This is a genomic window from Streptomyces sp. NPDC111516 (genome assembly GCF_055635345.1).
The window spans coordinates 13,592-28,924 of sequence record NZ_JBVKBV010000001.1; the positions used below are offsets into that span (position 1 = coordinate 13,592).

At 69.4% G+C, this 15,333-nt stretch carries 19 protein-coding genes; 8 read left to right on the forward strand and 11 right to left on the reverse strand.

What is annotated here, in order from left to right; translation table 11 throughout:
- Positions 1 to 405: 405 nt before the first annotated feature.
- Positions 406 to 1,662 carry a phosphoserine phosphatase SerB gene (gene serB, locus ACZ7L9_RS00075; protein ID WP_471411038.1) on the forward strand — a complete coding sequence of 419 codons (1,257 nt, stop codon included), beginning with the start codon at positions 406 to 408 and terminating at the stop codon, positions 1,660 to 1,662.
- Positions 1,663 to 1,764: 102 nt separating this feature from the next.
- Here the strand turns inward: serB and ACZ7L9_RS00080 are convergent, their stop codons facing one another.
- The 4 genes from ACZ7L9_RS00080 to ACZ7L9_RS00095 all read right to left on the reverse strand — a co-directional run bounded on the left by ACZ7L9_RS00080 (position 1,765) and on the right by ACZ7L9_RS00095 (position 4,213).
- Positions 1,765 to 2,283 carry a SixA phosphatase family protein gene (locus ACZ7L9_RS00080; protein WP_383762465.1) on the reverse strand — a complete coding sequence of 173 codons (519 nt, stop codon included), beginning with the start codon at positions 2,281 to 2,283 and terminating at the stop codon, positions 1,765 to 1,767.
- A 74-nt stretch (positions 2,284 to 2,357) separates the two neighbouring features.
- Positions 2,358 to 2,564, reverse strand: coding sequence for a hypothetical protein (locus ACZ7L9_RS00085; RefSeq protein ID WP_471411040.1), 207 nt, complete (start codon positions 2,562 to 2,564; stop codon positions 2,358 to 2,360).
- Positions 2,565 to 2,744: 180 nt separating this feature from the next.
- Positions 2,745 to 2,864, reverse strand: coding sequence for an SGM_5486 family transporter-associated protein (locus ACZ7L9_RS00090; RefSeq protein ID WP_471411042.1), 120 nt, complete (start codon positions 2,862 to 2,864; stop codon positions 2,745 to 2,747).
- 17 nt (positions 2,865 to 2,881) lie between these two features.
- Positions 2,882 to 4,213, reverse strand: coding sequence for a CynX/NimT family MFS transporter (locus ACZ7L9_RS00095; protein WP_471411044.1), 1,332 nt, complete (start codon positions 4,211 to 4,213; stop codon positions 2,882 to 2,884).
- Positions 4,214 to 4,343: 130 nt separating this feature from the next.
- On the opposite strand from ACZ7L9_RS00095, the gene ACZ7L9_RS00100 reads away from it, so the two are divergent.
- Entirely contained in the window at positions 4,344 to 5,018 is a 675-nt protein-coding gene (locus ACZ7L9_RS00100; RefSeq protein ID WP_471411046.1) for a FadR/GntR family transcriptional regulator, read from the forward strand.
- 113 nt (positions 5,019 to 5,131) lie between these two features.
- Here ACZ7L9_RS00100 and ACZ7L9_RS00105 read toward each other — a convergent pair whose 3' ends face one another.
- The 5 genes from ACZ7L9_RS00105 to ACZ7L9_RS00125 form a co-directional block, all read right to left on the reverse strand.
- Positions 5,132 to 5,518, reverse strand: coding sequence for a hypothetical protein (locus ACZ7L9_RS00105; RefSeq protein ID WP_471411048.1), 387 nt, complete (start codon positions 5,516 to 5,518; stop codon positions 5,132 to 5,134).
- Between the two features lie 169 nt (positions 5,519 to 5,687).
- Positions 5,688 to 6,455, reverse strand: a complete 768-nt coding sequence (gene fabI / locus ACZ7L9_RS00110) for an enoyl-ACP reductase FabI (RefSeq protein WP_471411050.1) — start codon at positions 6,453 to 6,455, stop codon at positions 5,688 to 5,690.
- Positions 6,456 to 6,460: 5 nt separating this feature from the next.
- Positions 6,461 to 7,180 (reverse strand): 3-oxoacyl-[acyl-carrier-protein] reductase, encoded by a 720-nt coding sequence (gene fabG, locus ACZ7L9_RS00115; RefSeq protein WP_471411052.1) that lies wholly within the window; start codon positions 7,178 to 7,180, stop codon positions 6,461 to 6,463.
- A 131-nt stretch (positions 7,181 to 7,311) separates the two neighbouring features.
- Positions 7,312 to 7,698, reverse strand: a complete 387-nt coding sequence (locus tag ACZ7L9_RS00120) for a type II toxin-antitoxin system VapC family toxin (protein ID WP_471412700.1) — start codon at positions 7,696 to 7,698, stop codon at positions 7,312 to 7,314.
- A 5-nt stretch (positions 7,699 to 7,703) separates the two neighbouring features.
- A complete protein-coding gene (locus ACZ7L9_RS00125; protein ID WP_471411054.1) occupies positions 7,704 to 7,991 on the reverse strand; it encodes a type II toxin-antitoxin system Phd/YefM family antitoxin in 288 nt (95 codons plus the stop codon).
- Between ACZ7L9_RS00125 and ACZ7L9_RS00130 the strand changes: the two genes are divergently transcribed.
- The 4 genes from ACZ7L9_RS00130 (at position 7,882) to tyrS (ending at position 12,644) form a co-directional block, all read left to right on the forward strand.
- Positions 7,882 to 8,196: a DUF397 domain-containing protein gene (locus ACZ7L9_RS00130; RefSeq protein ID WP_471411056.1), complete on the forward strand. Its 315-nt coding sequence runs from the start codon at positions 7,882 to 7,884 to the stop codon at positions 8,194 to 8,196. The genes ACZ7L9_RS00125 and ACZ7L9_RS00130 overlap by 110 nt on opposite strands.
- Positions 8,197 to 8,322: 126 nt before the next feature.
- Positions 8,323 to 9,846 (forward strand): TldD/PmbA family protein, encoded by a 1,524-nt coding sequence (locus ACZ7L9_RS00135; protein ID WP_471411058.1) that lies wholly within the window; start codon positions 8,323 to 8,325, stop codon positions 9,844 to 9,846.
- A gap of 82 nt (positions 9,847 to 9,928) precedes the next feature.
- The gene (locus ACZ7L9_RS00140) at positions 9,929 to 11,323 is read left to right on the forward strand and encodes a metallopeptidase TldD-related protein (RefSeq protein WP_471411060.1); all 1,395 of its coding nucleotides are present in this window, start codon (positions 9,929 to 9,931) and stop codon (positions 11,321 to 11,323) included.
- Positions 11,324 to 11,378: 55 nt separating this feature from the next.
- Positions 11,379 to 12,644, forward strand: a complete 1,266-nt coding sequence (gene tyrS, locus ACZ7L9_RS00145; protein WP_471411062.1) for a tyrosine--tRNA ligase — start codon at positions 11,379 to 11,381, stop codon at positions 12,642 to 12,644.
- 134 nt (positions 12,645 to 12,778) lie between these two features.
- On the opposite strand, the gene ACZ7L9_RS00150 is transcribed toward tyrS, so the two are convergent.
- Positions 12,779 to 13,054 (reverse strand): GlsB/YeaQ/YmgE family stress response membrane protein, encoded by a 276-nt coding sequence (locus tag ACZ7L9_RS00150; RefSeq protein WP_471412702.1) that lies wholly within the window; start codon positions 13,052 to 13,054, stop codon positions 12,779 to 12,781.
- A 248-nt stretch (positions 13,055 to 13,302) separates the two neighbouring features.
- Between ACZ7L9_RS00150 and ACZ7L9_RS00155 the strand changes: the two genes are divergently transcribed.
- Positions 13,303 to 13,668, forward strand: a complete 366-nt coding sequence (locus ACZ7L9_RS00155; protein WP_471411064.1) for a DUF3099 domain-containing protein — start codon at positions 13,303 to 13,305, stop codon at positions 13,666 to 13,668.
- Positions 13,669 to 13,910: 242 nt separating this feature from the next.
- Positions 13,911 to 14,168, forward strand: coding sequence for a hypothetical protein (locus ACZ7L9_RS00160; protein WP_471411066.1), 258 nt, complete (start codon positions 13,911 to 13,913; stop codon positions 14,166 to 14,168).
- Positions 14,169 to 14,231: 63 nt separating this feature from the next.
- Here ACZ7L9_RS00160 and moaA read toward each other — a convergent pair whose 3' ends face one another.
- Complete coding sequence (gene moaA, locus ACZ7L9_RS00165; RefSeq protein WP_471411068.1) at positions 14,232 to 15,221, reverse strand: GTP 3',8-cyclase MoaA; 990 nt, start codon at positions 15,219 to 15,221, stop codon at positions 14,232 to 14,234.
- Positions 15,222 to 15,333: the final 112 nt, after the last annotated feature.

A 15,333-nucleotide genomic window follows, 5' to 3' on the forward strand; every position in this document is an offset into this window, starting at 1 on the left:
TAGTTGTCCCCCGAATTACCCCCGTCGCAGGGAGTCTAGGGATGCTGAACATCGTGGGGAACTATTCCAGGAGCGGTCCCCGATACAAAAGTCGGGCGGAGTGAAGACCCGGCCGAGGCCTGTGGTGTTGTGCCGTCGCCCCAGGATGAATCCGTACAGAAATCGGCAGGCACGTATGAGTACGTACGAACTGTGAGTGAACGGTTCAATCCAGGGTGATTACGCCTGCTCGGGGCCGGATCCGCTCGGGTCCGTCCGTGGCCGCCGGGCGTGCCCGAGCGTGTCCCGGCCGTCGTCGCACTGTGTTGCGTGTCGGTGGCGTGCGGAGACGGGGCGACGACGCGCTGTCCGGTCCTCGGGACGGGCCCCCGAGGCCATGGAGCGGACCGATACGGTGGGAGCACCATGAGCGCATCTCAGCCACCTCAGTCCTCCCCGTCTCCTGAGCCCCCTGAGTCCCGTCAGGGCACGGACAACCCCACCCTTCTCGTGAAGATCTTCGGGAAGGACCGCCCCGGGATCACCGCCGGGCTCTTCGACACCCTCGCCGCCTACTCGGTCGATGTCGTCGACATCGAGCAGGTCGTCACCCGTGGCCGCATCGTCCTGTGCGCACTGGTCGCCGCCCCGACCGCGGGCGGCACCACCGAGGGCGACCTGCGGGCGACCGTGCACAGCTGGGCCGACTCGCTGAAGCTGCAGGCCGAGATCATCTCCGGTACGGGTGACAACCGCCCGCGTGGCTCCGGACGCTCCCATGTGACGGTGCTCGGGCACCCGTTGACCGCGGAGTCGACCGCCGCCATAGCGGCCACGATCACTTCGACCGGCGGAAACATCGACCGGATCTTCCGGCTCGCGAAGTACCCGGTCACCGCAGTCGAGTTCGCGGTCTCCGGCACCGGGACCGAGGAACTGCGGACAGCGCTGGCGACGGAGTCCGCCGGGATCGGCGTCGATATCGCGGTCGTATCGGCCGGGCTGAGCCGCCGGGCGCAGCGGCTGGTCGTCATGGACGTCGACTCGACGCTCATCCAGGACGAGGTCATCGAACTCTTCGCCGCCCATGCGGGCTGCGAGGACAAAGTCGCCGAGGTGACCGAGCAGGCGATGCGCGGCGAGCTCGACTTCGAGCAGTCGCTGCACGCGCGGGTGGCGTTGCTGGCGGGGCTCGATGTGTCGGTGGTGGACAAGGTGCGCGCCGAGGTGCGGCTGACCCCGGGGGCCCGCACGCTGATCCGTACGCTGAAGCGGCTCGGCTACCAAGTGGGCGTGGTTTCGGGCGGGTTCACCCAGGTCACCGACGATCTGAAGGAACGGCTCGGGCTCGACTTCGCCTCTGCCAACACCCTGGAAGTGGTCGACGGAAAGCTCACCGGACGGGTCGTCGGCGACATCGTCGACCGGGCCGGCAAGGCCCGGCTGCTGCGCAGTTTCGCCGAGCAGGCAGGGGTGCCGCTGGCGCAGACCGTCGCGATCGGCGACGGCGCGAACGACCTCGACATGCTGAACACCGCCGGGCTCGGGGTGGCCTTCAATGCCAAGCCGGTGGTCCGCGAGGCGGCGCACACCGCGGTGAACGTGCCGTTCCTGGACACCGTGCTGTATCTGCTCGGTATCACCCGCGAGGAGGTCGAGGCCGCCGACGGTCTCGTCGACTGACGCGCACCCGCGTATGAGCAGGGCCCCGGGGATTTCCGCACCGGGGCCCTGTTCGTACGACGGCGGGAGCTGCGCGACGGCGGGAACCGTGCGACGGCGGGATCAGTCGTTGGGGGTCCAGTACTCGACCAGCTTGCCCACTCCGTGCTCCACACCCTTCCAGGAACCGGAGAATTCCACGACGGCGAAGGCGGCGGTCGGAAAGCCGCCGCGGTTCATCCGGGCCAGGGCGTCACCCTCGGCCGATTCCGAGAGGGCGTCGGCGACCGCGTGCATCCCGGGGTTGTGGCCGATGACAAGAAGGTCGTGCACATCGTCAGGGGTCTCGTTGATCAGGGCGATCAGTTCGCCGGGAGACGCCTCGTACAGTCGCTCCTCGTACACGGTCCTGGGACGGTGCGGCATCTCGTGCACCGCCAGCTTCCACGTCTCGCGCGTCCTGGCGGCGGTCGAGCAGAGGGCCAGATCGAGGACGATCCCGGAGTCGACGAGTTTGCGACCTGCGACGGGGGCATCCTTGCGGCCGCGCTCCGCGAGCGGCCGCTCATGGTCGGAGTCCTGCGACCATTCCGCCTTGGCATGCCTGAGAAGGACGATCCTGCGAGGTGTATCGACGCTCATACACCTCAGCTTCGCACGAAATGTGCCGCCCGGCGCAGGGTGTTGAAGGGCTTCCACGGGCCGCGCGGGAGCCGTCAGCCGGTCATCAGGACCACAATTCGCTCGAGCAACCGGCCGAGCGCGGGGTCGGTCGTCGTCGCGTGTGCGTCGCCGGATCCCACGATCATCAGCAGGAGTGCGGCGAACGCGATCGCGGGCAGCGCGACGGCCCACCATGGAAGCCGGACCTCGACGCTGCCCGTGGCCGGGTGGGTGGACCGGGTGTGCGTACGGGCCGGCATGTCCGCCTCCGTGAGTCATCGGTTCTGATACCCAGAACCTACGGACTCGGGGGCGCCGGTCCCATCCGGTGACCCACCCACTTCACCCTGACCCTGTCCCCCTAGGGGACGGTGGTGCTAGCCCTACCACCGGCCGTCGTCGGCCGCGCGGTTCAAGGGGTTCAGCGGGTTCAGGCAGGTTCAGGGGGATGCGATCGAGGCGATCACCCCGATGATCACGGTGACCAGCAGCATCGCCCCGAGCACGAGGAGAAGCTTCTTCTGGCCGTTCTGGGGATTCGGATCGAGTACAGGAGACATGGGCTCAGTCTCGCATCTCAGCATTCGTCCTCGATCGTCCGGTCCCGTCCGGCCAGAACCCCGACCACCATCTGCGGCACCATGAGGCCCGCCATCAGTGCGATCGGCAGCCCCCAGCCACCGCTGTGCTGGTGGAGCACGCCGATGAGCAGCGGGCCGGGGATCGAGATCAGATAGCCGGTGGACTGCGCGAACGCGGACAGCCGGACCACTCCGGCACCACTGCGGGACCGCATGCCGATCATGGTCAGGGCAAGCGGGAAGGCGCAGTTCGAGATGCCGAGCAGCAGCGCCCAGACCCAGGCACCGCCGGCCGGTGCGAGGTAGAGGCCGGCGTATCCGATGAGGCCGCAGGAGCCGAGGACGACGACGATCGGGCCCTGGTTCTTCATGGCGCCGGCGACCCGGGGGATGACGAACGCGAGCGGCACGCCCATCGCCATGGTCACGGCGAGCAGCACGCCCGCCGTACCGGCCGAGACCCCCGCGTCGCGGAAGATCTGCGGCATCCATCCCATGGTGATGTACGCGGCGGTGGCCTGCAGGCCGAAGAAGCAGGCGAGGCACCACGCGGTACGGCTGCGGGTGATCCTGAGCGTCGGGACATCCTGGTGGCGGGTGGCGGGCTGCCCCGGGGCACCGCGCCGGTCCCGTACCAGCGGTATCCAGGGCAGGATCGCGACGGCAGCGAGTACGGCCCAGATACCGAGGCCTGCCTTCCAGCTGCCGCCCAGCGCACCGGTCATCGGCACGGTCACGGCGGCGGCGAGCGAGGTGCCGAGGGCCAGCGCCATCGAGTAGAGCCCGGTCATGGAGCCGACGCGGTCCGGGAACCAGCGCTTGACGATCACCGGCATCAGGATGTTGCTGACGGCGATGCCCATGAGAGCGAGGGCGCTCGCAGCGAGGAAGCCGACCGTGCCGCCGACGAGCGGCCGGATCACCAGACCGGCAGTGATGGCGATCATGCCGACGCAGACGATCGCGCCCGGGCCGAAGCGACGGGCGAGTCGCGGCGCCATGACGCCGAAGACCGCGAAGCAGAGCGGTGGTACGGAGGTGAGGACACCGGCGACGCTGCCGCTCATGTGCAGCCCGTCCTGCACCTCTTCGAGGAGGGCACCGAGGCTGGTGATGGCGGGACGGAGGTTGAGCGCGGCAAGGACGAGCCCGATGGCGACGAGACGGAGCAGCCATGGGGACGGCCCGGGGTCGGTCTGCATGGCCTGTGCGGGCTGCGCGGCTTCCGGGGCCTGGGTCTTCGTCGGGGTGTCCGCGGTGGTGGCGGGGTTCAGGGTCCGGGTCGGGGTCGAGGTCCGGGGCTGCGGCTGGGTCTCGTCGTCGGGCATGAACGTCATCATAGAATCATGGGATGATTGATTGTCCAATCGTGCGCAACAACCCTTCACCACCCCCTACTCCTCTCCCCTCTCGTCACCGCAGCAACCCGTCACCGAAGCAACCCGAGCAAGGAGCACCATGGCGCTGACGTCTCCGCGGCGTTCGGCACTCGCCGACCAGGTGATTGCCCAGCTGAGGAATCAGATCACCTCGGGCGAGTGGCCCGTTGGTTCACGGATTCCCACCGAGCCCGAACTGGTGGAGCAGCTGGGCGTGGCCCGTAACACCGTTCGCGAGGCCGTGCGCGCGCTCGCGCACAACGGCCTGCTCGACATCCGGCAGGGCTCGGGTACCTATGTCGTCGCCACCAGCGAACTGGCCGGGGTGATGCACCGCCGCTTCGCCACCGCCGATCCGCGCCATGTCGCCGAGCTGCGCTCCACCCTGGAGTCGTCGGCGGCACGGCTGGCGGCTGCCCGGCGCACCGAGCGGGATCTGAAGCAGCTGGACGCGCTCATGGCGCGGCGGGAGGAGACCTGGGCCGCGGGTGATGCCGAGGCGTTCGTCGCGGCGGACGCGACGCTGCATCTGGCCGTGGTCGCGGCCTCGCACAATGATGTGCTGACCGGTCTCTATGCCGACCTGGGCGATCTGCTGCGCGACTATCTCAGGGTCGATGTCGGCCATGAGCTGGGGCCGGAGAGCCTCATGGACCACGGCCGACTGGTCGAGGCGATCCGGGCGGGGGACACGGAGACGGCGGCGGCCGAGGCCGCGAGTCATGCGCTGAGCTGTCTGGTGGACCGGGTGTGAGGGGGCGCGGCTGCCCGGCGGACCAGGCGTGAGGGCCGGAGTCACCTCGGACCGACCGAGGTCGCGTCGCGTCGAGTGGAGTCACTTCGCGTCGACCGCGGTCGCGTCGCGCGTCAAACAGAACTCTGCACCCGGTGTGTGACCCAGACCGAGCCGACTTCCTTCCAGCAGCGGTCGTCGAGCCGCACGGTCTGCCCCGGTCCCACATCGACCGGGGTGGCGTCGGCGTCCACGTCCCACCAACGGCGGCACTCGGTGTGCAGCTGCACGCGGTCGGTGGAGGGGTACGGGTTGTGGCAGTAGGCGACGACCCGGGAGCCCACGACCGACGTACGGCATTCGGATCCGGCGGGCTCCGGGTTGGGAGCGTCGGGGGCGGATGCTCCGGTTCCGGCCCGTCCCGCCATGGATATGACGGATATGCCCAGGGGTGCGAACAGTCCGGCGACGGCCATGGAGACCGCCAGCAGGGCCCAGGTTCGGCGACGTGCGGAGCGCACAGCGACCTCCTCACCGCAGCCTGACCAAAAGTCCGGTTCCACCACATTCTGCGGTGGATCGACCATCTTTTCGACTTGAGTGGGTCCAGGCCGGGCGCAGACGCACGACGGCCGCGTACCGCCTGCTCAGAGGCGGTACGCGGCCGTGTCACAGCCTGTCGGCGCGGGTTCAGGCACCCATCATGTGCACGCCACCATCGACGTGGACGATCTCGCCGGTGGTCTTCGGGAAGAAGTCCGAGAGCAGGGCGACGACACCGCGGCCGGCCGGCTCCGGGTCCGCCATGTCCCAGGCCAGCGGGGAGCGGGTGTCCCACACCTTGGCGAGGTCGGAGAAGCCCGGGATGGACTTGGCGGCCATGGAACCGAGCGGTCCGGCCGAGACCAGGTTGCAGCGGATGTTGTCCTTGCCCAGGTCACGGGCGAGGTAGCGGGAGGTGGCCTCCAGCGCGGCCTTGGCCGGGCCCATCCAGTCGTACTGCGGCCAGGCGAACTGCGCGTCGAAGGTGAGGCCGACGATCGAGCCGCCCTCGCTCATCAGCGGCTTGCAGGCCATGGCGAGCGACTTCAGCGAGAACGCCGAGACGTGCATCGCCGTGGCGACGGACTCGAACGGAGTGTTCAGGAAGTTGCCGCCGAGCGCGTCCTGCGGCGCGAAACCGATGGAGTGCACGACGCCGTCGAGCGAACCGAGCTCGTCACGGACCAGCCCGGCGAGGCGGTCGAGGTGCTCGGCGTTGGTCACGTCCAGCTCGATGACCTTGGCCGGCTTCGGCAGCTTCTTGGCGATGCGCTCCGTCAGCGTGGGCCTGGGGAAGGCGGTCAGGATGACCTCGGCACCCTGCTCCTGAGCCACCTTGGCGGTGTGGAAGGCGATGGACGACTCCATCAGCACACCGGTGACGAGGATGCGCTTGCCGTCGAGAATTCCGCTCATGGTGATCAGTGACCCATGCCCAATCCGCCGTCAACGGGGATGACGGCTCCAGTGATGTACGACGCGTCGTCGGAGGCGAGGAAGCGCACCGCGGCGGCGATCTCCTCGGGCTGCGCGTAGCGGCCGAGCGGCACCTGGGACACGATGCCCTTGCGCTGCTCCTCGGTGAGCGCCTGCGTCATGTCGGTGTCGACAAAACCGGGTGCGACGACGTTGAAGGTGATGTTCCGCGAGCCGAGTTCACGGGCCAGCGACCGGGCGAAGCCGACCAGACCGGCCTTGGAGGCGGCGTAGTTCGCCTGCCCGGCCGAGCCGAGGAGCCCGACGACGGAGGAGATGAGGACGACACGGCCCTTCTTGGCCCGCAGCATGCCGCGGTTGGCACGCTTGACGACCCGGAAGGTGCCGGTGAGGTTGGTGTCGAGTACGGACGTGAAGTCCTCCTCGGACATCCGCATCAGCAACTGGTCCTTGGTGATACCGGCGTTGGCGACCAGCACCTCGACGGGACCGTGCTTGTCCTCGATCTCCTTGTAGGCCTGCTCCACCTGTTCGGCGTCCGTGATGTCGCACCGGACGGCCAGAACGCCCGCCTCGGTGAGGATCTGGGGGGGCTCACCCGAGCGGTACGTGATCGCGACCTTGTCGCCGTTGTCGGCGAAAACGCGGGCGATGGCGAGGCCGATGCCCCGGTTTCCTCCGGTGACGAGAACCGAGCGGCTCAACGGATCACCCTTTCGATAGCGGTCTGGTACCTCGAAAACCTATCGGTACCACCCGCTCCGCAAGCAATCGGCCCCTGACAGCGCCTCACCCCGGGCACTGTGGGGTTCCTACAGTCGGCAGCGACCCGGCCTCATTCCACCATTCCGGGCGCATGCGCGGACAGGCCCTCTTCCCTCGCCGTTTCCAGCATTCGCTTGTCGTACGTGATCAGGGAGTCGAGGGCTCCGCCGATGACGAGCGCGCTCGCGACGTGGATGGCGTCAAGGGATCTCAGGGCCCCGGAGACCCTGGCGGCCAGATCTCGGACCTCTTCGGTCAGCAGGATCTCGGTGACCATCCCGTCCAGATCCGACAGCGCGTCGGGGAATGATCCGACCTTGTCGAGCTGCCGGACGGTCTCGACGATGCCGATGGTGCTGGTGGCCAAGGGCAGCCCGGGCCGGTCGGACAGGAAGGTCCTGAGTTCGGCGGCACCTGCCCTGCCCGTGAGCAGAGTGATGAGCGCCGAGGAATCCACGTAGATCAACGGTCGTCCTCCGCACGTTCGGCCAGGAGGAGCTCCAGCGGATCGGGGACACCTGAGGGGAGGTCGTATCGCGGGAAGTGGTCGAGGTCCGAGGTGGTCGCGGCCTTGAGTCGGATCTTTCCCTGGGTCACCAGGTCCGCATATCGGGAAATCTTCCCGGAACCCGGAAGCAGTATGGCGATCACCTTGCCGTGCCGGGTGACCTGGACCGCCTCCCCCTTCTCCACGCGGGCGAAGACGGCGCTCGGGTTGTACGAGAACTCTCGGACCGAGATTGCGCTCATCGGGACTCCCTTCATCGCGCAGCCCAGAAAGTACCTACACTTGTGGATTGTACCTACATGTAGCGGCCGACACTGCGTAGATGTCGCTGGCCTCCCCGGCGGAGCAAAGGCCGTACGCGACTCGAAGAACCTGCGCACCCCGCTGCGGTTCACGGCCTCGGGGTGGGCCGCGTTCAGGGCGGGCGTGATCGAAAGCGAGCTCTGATCGGCTGAGGCGCGCGCACGGCCGACTGCGCGTCCCCGTGTGCCCGTCCGGGGAAACCTGTGGCAGGTCGCCCTCGACGCACGGCATGGTTCACTGCGGACACATGCCGAAAAGACGGAGTACTACATGCCTCATGAGGTAGATCAGTCGTTCCTGGCCCTGCCCCTACGGGCCCTCGCCGACGCGGCGCTCGCCCGCGCGCGTGCGCTGGGGGCCGTGCATGCCGACTTCCGGTTCGAGCGGGTGCGCAGCGCGTCCTGGCGGCTGCGGGACGCCCGGCCCGCCGGGACCTCGGACACCACCGATCTCGGGTACGCGGTACGCGTGGTGCACGGCGGGGCGTGGGGGTTCGCGTCGGGCGTGGATCTGACGATGGACGCCGCGGCGAAGGTGGCCTCGCAGGCCGTCGCCATGGCGAAGCTGTCGGCGAAGGTGATCGCGGCGGCCGGGACCGATGAGCGGGTGGAGCTGGCGGACGAGCCGGTGCACGGTGAGCGGACCTGGGTCTCGGCGTACGACATCGATCCCTTCGACGTACCGGACGAGGAGAAGGCGGGGCTGCTCGCCGAGTGGAGCAGCCGGCTTCTGGGCGCGGAGGGTGTCGCCCATGTGGACGCCTCGCTGATGACCGTCCACGAGAACAAGTTCTACGCGGACACGGCAGGCACCGTCACCACCCAGCAGCGGGTGCGGCTGCATCCGGAGTTCACCGCGGTCGCCGTGGACGGGACCACCGGTGAGTTCGACTCGATGCGGACGATCGCCCCGCCGGTGGGCCGCGGCTGGGAGTACCTGACCGGGACCGGCTGGGACTGGGACGCCGAGCTTGAGCGGATTCCCGGGCTGCTGGCCGAGAAGATGCGGGCGCCGAGCGTCGAGGCGGGGACGTACGACCTGGTTGTCGACCCGTCGAATCTCTGGCTGACCATCCATGAATCGATCGGCCACGCCACCGAGCTCGACCGGGCACTGGGGTACGAGGCGGCGTACGCCGGGACCTCGTTCGCCACCTTCGACCGGCTGGGCAAGCTGGCGTACGGCTCCCCCGTGATGAATGTGACGGGCGACCGCACCACTGAGCACGGGCTCGCGACCATCGGGTACGACGACGAAGGGGTCGAGGCGCAGTCCTGGGACCTGATCAAGGACGGGACGCTGGTGGGATACCAGCTGGACCGGCGGATCGCGAAGCTGACCGGTCTGGGCCGGTCCAACGGGTGTGCCTACGCCGACTCGCCGGGCCATGTTCCCGTGCAGCGAATGGCGAACGTGTCGCTGCGGCCGGATCCGGGCGGGCTGTCCACGGAGGATCTGATCGGCGGGGTGGAGCGCGGGATCTATGTGGTCGGCGACCGGTCCTGGTCGATCGACATGCAGCGCTACAACTTCCAGTTCACCGGGCAGCGGTTCTTCCGGATCGAGAACGGCAGGCTGGCCGGGCAGCTGCGCGATGTCGCCTACCAGGCGACGACGACGGACTTCTGGGGCTCGATGGAGAAGGTCGGCGGCCCGCAGACGTACGTCCTGGGCGGCGCCTTCAACTGCGGCAAGGCCCAGCCGGGCCAGGTCGCGGCGGTCTCGCACGGCTGCCCTTCCGCCCTCTTCCGGGGCGTGAACATCCTCAACACGACGCAGGAGGCCGGACGATGAGCGGTCACCACGGAACCGGCCGGGGGTCCGGGGGTCGTCCCCCGGGACAGCACAGTCTCAACACGACGCAGGAGGCCGGACGATGAGCCGCGTCAGCAAGCCGCACGAGATCGTCGAGCGGGCGCTCGAACTGTCCACCGCCGACGGCTGTGTGGTCATCGCCGACGAGGAGTCGTCCGCGAATCTGCGCTGGGCCGGTAACGCGCTCACGACGAACGGGGTGACGCGGGGGCGGACCCTGACCGTCATCGCGACCGTCGACGGTGCGCAGGGCACCGCGTCCGGGGTGGTGTCGCGGTCCGCGGTCACCGCCGACGATCTGGAGCCACTGGTACGGGCCGCCGAGGCCGCCGCGCGCGGGGCCGGTCCTGCGGAGGACGCGCAGCCGCTGGTCGGCGGGGTGCCCGCCTCGCCCGACTTCGCGGACGCGCCGGCCGAGACGGGATCGGACGTCTTCGCGGAGTTCGCCCCGGCGCTCGGCGACGCCTTCGCCCGCGCCCGGTCCGGTGGCCGTGAGCTGTACGGCTTCGCCCACCACCAGCTGACCTCCACGTACCTCGGTACGTCGACGGGGCTGCGGCTTCGCCACGACCAGCCGAACGGGACGCTGGAGCTCAACGCCAAGTCCCCCGACCGGACCCGGTCGACCTGGGCCGGCCGTTCCACGCGCGACTTCAAGGACGTCGACCCGGCCGAGCTGGACGCGGAGCTGGCGCAGCGGCTGCGCTGGGCGGAGCGCCGTATCGAGCTGCCCGCCGGGCGGTACGAGACGCTGCTGCCGCCGACCGCGGTGGCCGATCTGCTGATCTACCAGCTCTGGTCGTCGACGGCACGGGACGCCGCGGAGGGCCGGACGGTGTTCTCCAAGCCGGGCGGCGGGACGAGGATCGGCGAGACCCTGTCCGAGCTGCCGCTGTCGCTGCGCAGCGACCCGCACGCCCCGGGCCTGGAGTCGGCTCCGTTCGTGATCGCCCATGCCTCCGGGGACGGCGCCTCCGTCTTCGACAACGGTCTGCCGCTGACGTCGACCGACTGGATCCGGGACGGCAGGCTGGAGCATCTGACGACCACGCGGCACACGGCGGGGCTGACCGGGCTGCCGGTCGCGCCGGCGATCGACAATCTGCTGCTGGAGGCCGGCGGTGAGCGGTCCCTGGCGGAGATGGTCGCCGCGACGACCGGCCGCGGGCTGCTGCTGACCTGCATGTGGTACATCCGGGAGGTCGATCCGGCGACGCTCCTGCTGACCGGGCTGACCCGTGACGGGGTGTATCTGGTCGAGGACGGCGAGGTCGTCGGCGAGGTGAACAACTTCCGGTTCAACGAGTCGCCGGTGGATCTGCTGTCGCGGGCCACGGAAGCGGGCCGTACGGAGAAGACGCTGCCGCGCGAGTGGGGCGACTGGTTCACCCGGGCCGCCATGCCCGCGCTGCGGATCCCGGACTTCAACATGAGCTCGGTGAGCGCGGGCGTGTGACCCGCCTAGACTGACTGATGCCTTTCGATACACGTAGCTGAGGAGACACGGAACCGTGACGGACATCGTCGACGAGCTGAAGTGGCGTGGGCTGTTCGCCCAGTCCACTGACGAGGACGCACTGCGCAAGGCTCTCGCGGACGGTCCCGTCACGTTCTATTGCGGCTACGACCCCACCGCGGCGAGTCTGCACGTCGGCCATCTGGTGCAGGTGCTCACCATGCGCCGACTCCAGCAGGCCGGGCTGCGGCCGCTCGCCCTGGTGGGCGGGGCCACCGGTCAGATCGGTGACCCGCGGCCGACCGCCGAGCGCACGCTGAACGACCCGGAGACGGTCGCCAACTGGGTGTCGCGGCTGCGCTCCCAGATCGAGCCGTTCCTGTCCTTCGAGGGCGAGAACGCGGCCGTCATGGTGAACAACCTGGACTGGACCGCGGGCATGTCCGCGATCGAGTTCCTCCGGGACATCGGCAAGCACTTCCGCGTCAACAAGATGCTGACCAAGGACTCCATCGCCCGGCGGCTGGAGTCCGACGAGGGCATCAGCTACACCGAGTTCAGCTACCAGCTGCTCCAGAGCATGGACTACCTGGAGCTGTACCGGCGCTACGGCTGCACCCTCCAGCAGGGCGGCAGCGACCAGTGGGGCAACCTCACCGCGGGCCTCGACCTGATCCACCGGCTGGAGCCGGGTGCCGAGGTGCACGCGCTGGCGACCCCGCTGATGACGAAGGCGGACGGGACCAAGTTCGGCAAGTCCGAGAGCGGGGCCGTCTGGCTCGACCCGGCGATGACGACGCCGTACGCGTTCTACCAGTTCTGGCTGAACGTGGACGACCGGGACATCTCCCGGTACATGCGCATCCTCAGCTTCCGGACCCCCGCGGAGCTGGAGGAGCTGGAGCAGGTCACCGAGGAGCGTCCGCAGGCCCGGACGGCGCAGCGCGCGCTGGCCGAGGAGCTGACGACGCTGGTGCACGGCGCCGACCAGTGCACCGCGGTCATCGCGGCGTCGAAGGCGCTCTTCGGCCAGGGCGAGCTCGGCGAGCTGGACGAGGCGACGCTGAGCGCCGCGCTGTCCGAGGTGCCGCACGCGCAGGTCACCGAGCTCGGCCCGCTGGTGGACCTCCTGGTGGAGGTCGGCCTGGCGCCGAGCAAGTCGGGCGCCCGCCGCACGGTGAAGGAGGGCGGTGCGTACGTGAACAACGTCAAGGTCACGGACGGCGAGAGCGCACCGGCCCGTGAGGAGCTGTTGCACGGTCGCTGGCTGGTGCTGCGCCGGGGGAAGAAGAACCTCGCCGCCGTCGAGGTCACCGGCTGATCCTGGAGAACGGACGTCGCACTGCGGCCGGGCACGCGTGAGGCGTGTCCGGCCGCGGTTGCGTTGTGGCCCGGCGGGCCGGGGGCCCGGCGCCGCCCGAGCTGCCCGTCGGCTCAGGGGCGCGGCCCGTCGGTTCAGGCCTTCTGTCCGGTACCCCGGAACGACGTCCACAGCATGTCGCCGACCCCGACGATGACCACGGCACCGATCAGCTGGAACAGATGGCGCGTCCAGTCGATACCCCTGGTGTCATTGACCCCGATCCAGGTTGCGGCGGTATTGCCGAGGACGCTGCCGAGGATGCCGAAGATCGTCGTCAGCCAGAGTGGGATGCTCTGTTTGCCGGGCAGGATCGCTTTCGCGATCAGGCCGAGTACCAGGCCCACGATGATTGCCCACAACCAGCCCATGTCACCTCCTCGTGCGACGTGATGTCGCGTACGTGCGCCCAGTCTCGGCCCGTGGGCCGTGGGCCGCATGCCGGACGCGTCCGTATGCGCGGCCCGGCTTCGGGTCGCACGAATACGGCGCGCCCCGGTCTCGAAGCCGTAGGACACCGGGCGTACCGTGGGTGCGGTCCGGTCCGGGGAGTGTCCGGCGCGGGAATGTGGTCTTCCCCGACCCGTGAGAGGTGCTGGGGATGGGTGGTGGAGGCGTGATGCGGAAGCAGAGCGGTGTCGAGGTCTTCCGGATCACGGGGGCGCGGCAGGGGCTCGCGGACGATGTGCGTGGCAGGCAGCGACGCTACGTGATCTCGATGTCCGTGCGGACGGTCTCGGTGATCCTGGCGGCTGTGCTGTGGAACGTCGAGCGGTACGTCGCGATTGTCGCGCTGGCGCTCGGGGTGCTGCTCCCGTACGTGGCGGTGGTCATCGCCAACGCGGGCCGGGAGAACGCCCCTTCGCTTCCTTCGACCTTCGTTCCGGCGCCGGTGCGGCCGGTGCTCGACGCCGCGCCCGGGGCGGGTTCCGCGGAATCCGGCCCGGAGGCCGACGGGGTCCGGCGCGCCGGGGAATCGGCATAGGCACAGTTGAGGCCGCGCCACACCCAGGGCTTGTGAAAACGACAGACCAATCATGAAGTTACGGTGCACCGCACCCGGGTCTGCGTGACATACTTCGTAAGCGCTCCGCATCCCCCGTCGGAGCGACAGACCGACGCCGGGCAGCTCCCCCCGTGGCTGCTCGGCGTCGCTTTTTCTCCGGTGGGGGTTGTCCCGGCGGCCGGTTCGCTCGGCCGTATGGGAGCTGACCTAGGGTTGAGTCCGTGAACTCCCCTGATTCCGCGGCCGAGAGCGCTGCCGCCGCACCCATCTGTTCTGCCAAGGGCTGCCGGGCCGACGCCGTGTGGGTGCTGGCCTGGAACAACCCGAAGCTGCACACCCCGGAGCGCCGTAAGACGTGGCTGGCCTGCGAGGAACACCGGGAGCACCTCTCCTCGTTCCTCGGCGTCCGGGGCTTCCTCAAGGATGTCGTGACGCTGGCGGAATGGGAGTCCGAAGGACCGGGATCGGGCCGGCCCTAGTGCCCCTCCCGGCACTAGCCACCGGACCGGGCCGGTCCCAGGGCCTGGTCGGCGGATCAGGTCCTAGCCACCGATCGCCGACATCGGCCGGTCGGGCTGCAGGAAGGACGGGTCGTCCAGACCGGACCCGGCCTTCTTTCCCCACATCGCGAGCGTCCAGATCCGAGCGATCTCCTCGTCCGGCGCGTCGGAGCGCAGGGCGCCTCGCAGGTCGGTCTCCTCGCGGGCGAACAGGCAGGTGCGCACCTGGCCGTCGGCGGTGAGCCTGGTCCGGTCGCAGGCCCGGCAGAAGGGGCGGGTGACGGAGGCGATGACGCCCACTCGGTGGGGTCCGCCGTCGACGAGCCAGCGCTCGGCGGGGGCGGAACCGCGCTCCGAGTCGCCCTCCTCGGTCAGGGTGAAGCGGGTGCGCAGCGACTGGAGTATGTCGCCTGCCGTGATCATGCCGTCACGCCTCCAGCCGTGCTGGGCGTCGAGCGGCATCTGCTCGATGAAGCGGAGCTCGTAGCCGTGCTCGACGGCCCACGCGAGCAGGTCGGGGGCCTCGTCGTCGTTGAGCCCCGGCATCAGGACGGTGTTGACCTTGACCGGGGTGAGACCGGCGTCGCGGGCGGCTTCGAGGCCGGCCAGCACGTCGTGGTGACGATCACGGCGGGTGAGTGTCTTGAAGGCGTCGGGGCGCAGGGTGTCCAGCGAGACGTTGACCCGGTCCAGGCCGGCGGCCTTGAGTGCGGCCGCGGTGCGCTTGAGTCCAATGCCGTTGGTGGTGAGCGACATCCTGGGGCGCGGGGTCAGCGCCGCGCAGCGCTCGACGATGGAGACGAGCCCGGGGCGCAGCAGCGGCTCACCGCCGGTGAAGCGGACCTCGGTGATGCCCAGCCGGGTGACGGCGATGCGGACCAGGCGGACGATCTCGTCGTCGCTGAGCAGGTCGGGCTTGGCCAGCCATTGCAGGCCCTCTTCCGGCATGCAGTACGTGCACCGCAGATTGCAGCGGTCGGTCAGTGACACGCGCAGGTCGGTGGCGACCCGGTCGTAGGTGTCGATGAGCATGTGGGCCCCCTCCCGCGGCTGCTTCCCGGCTGCCGTGTCCGGCTTTCCGGGCTGACTTCTCCGAGACTACGCGAGACCTGCGACATCGCAGGGGGCCCGTATGACACGAGGA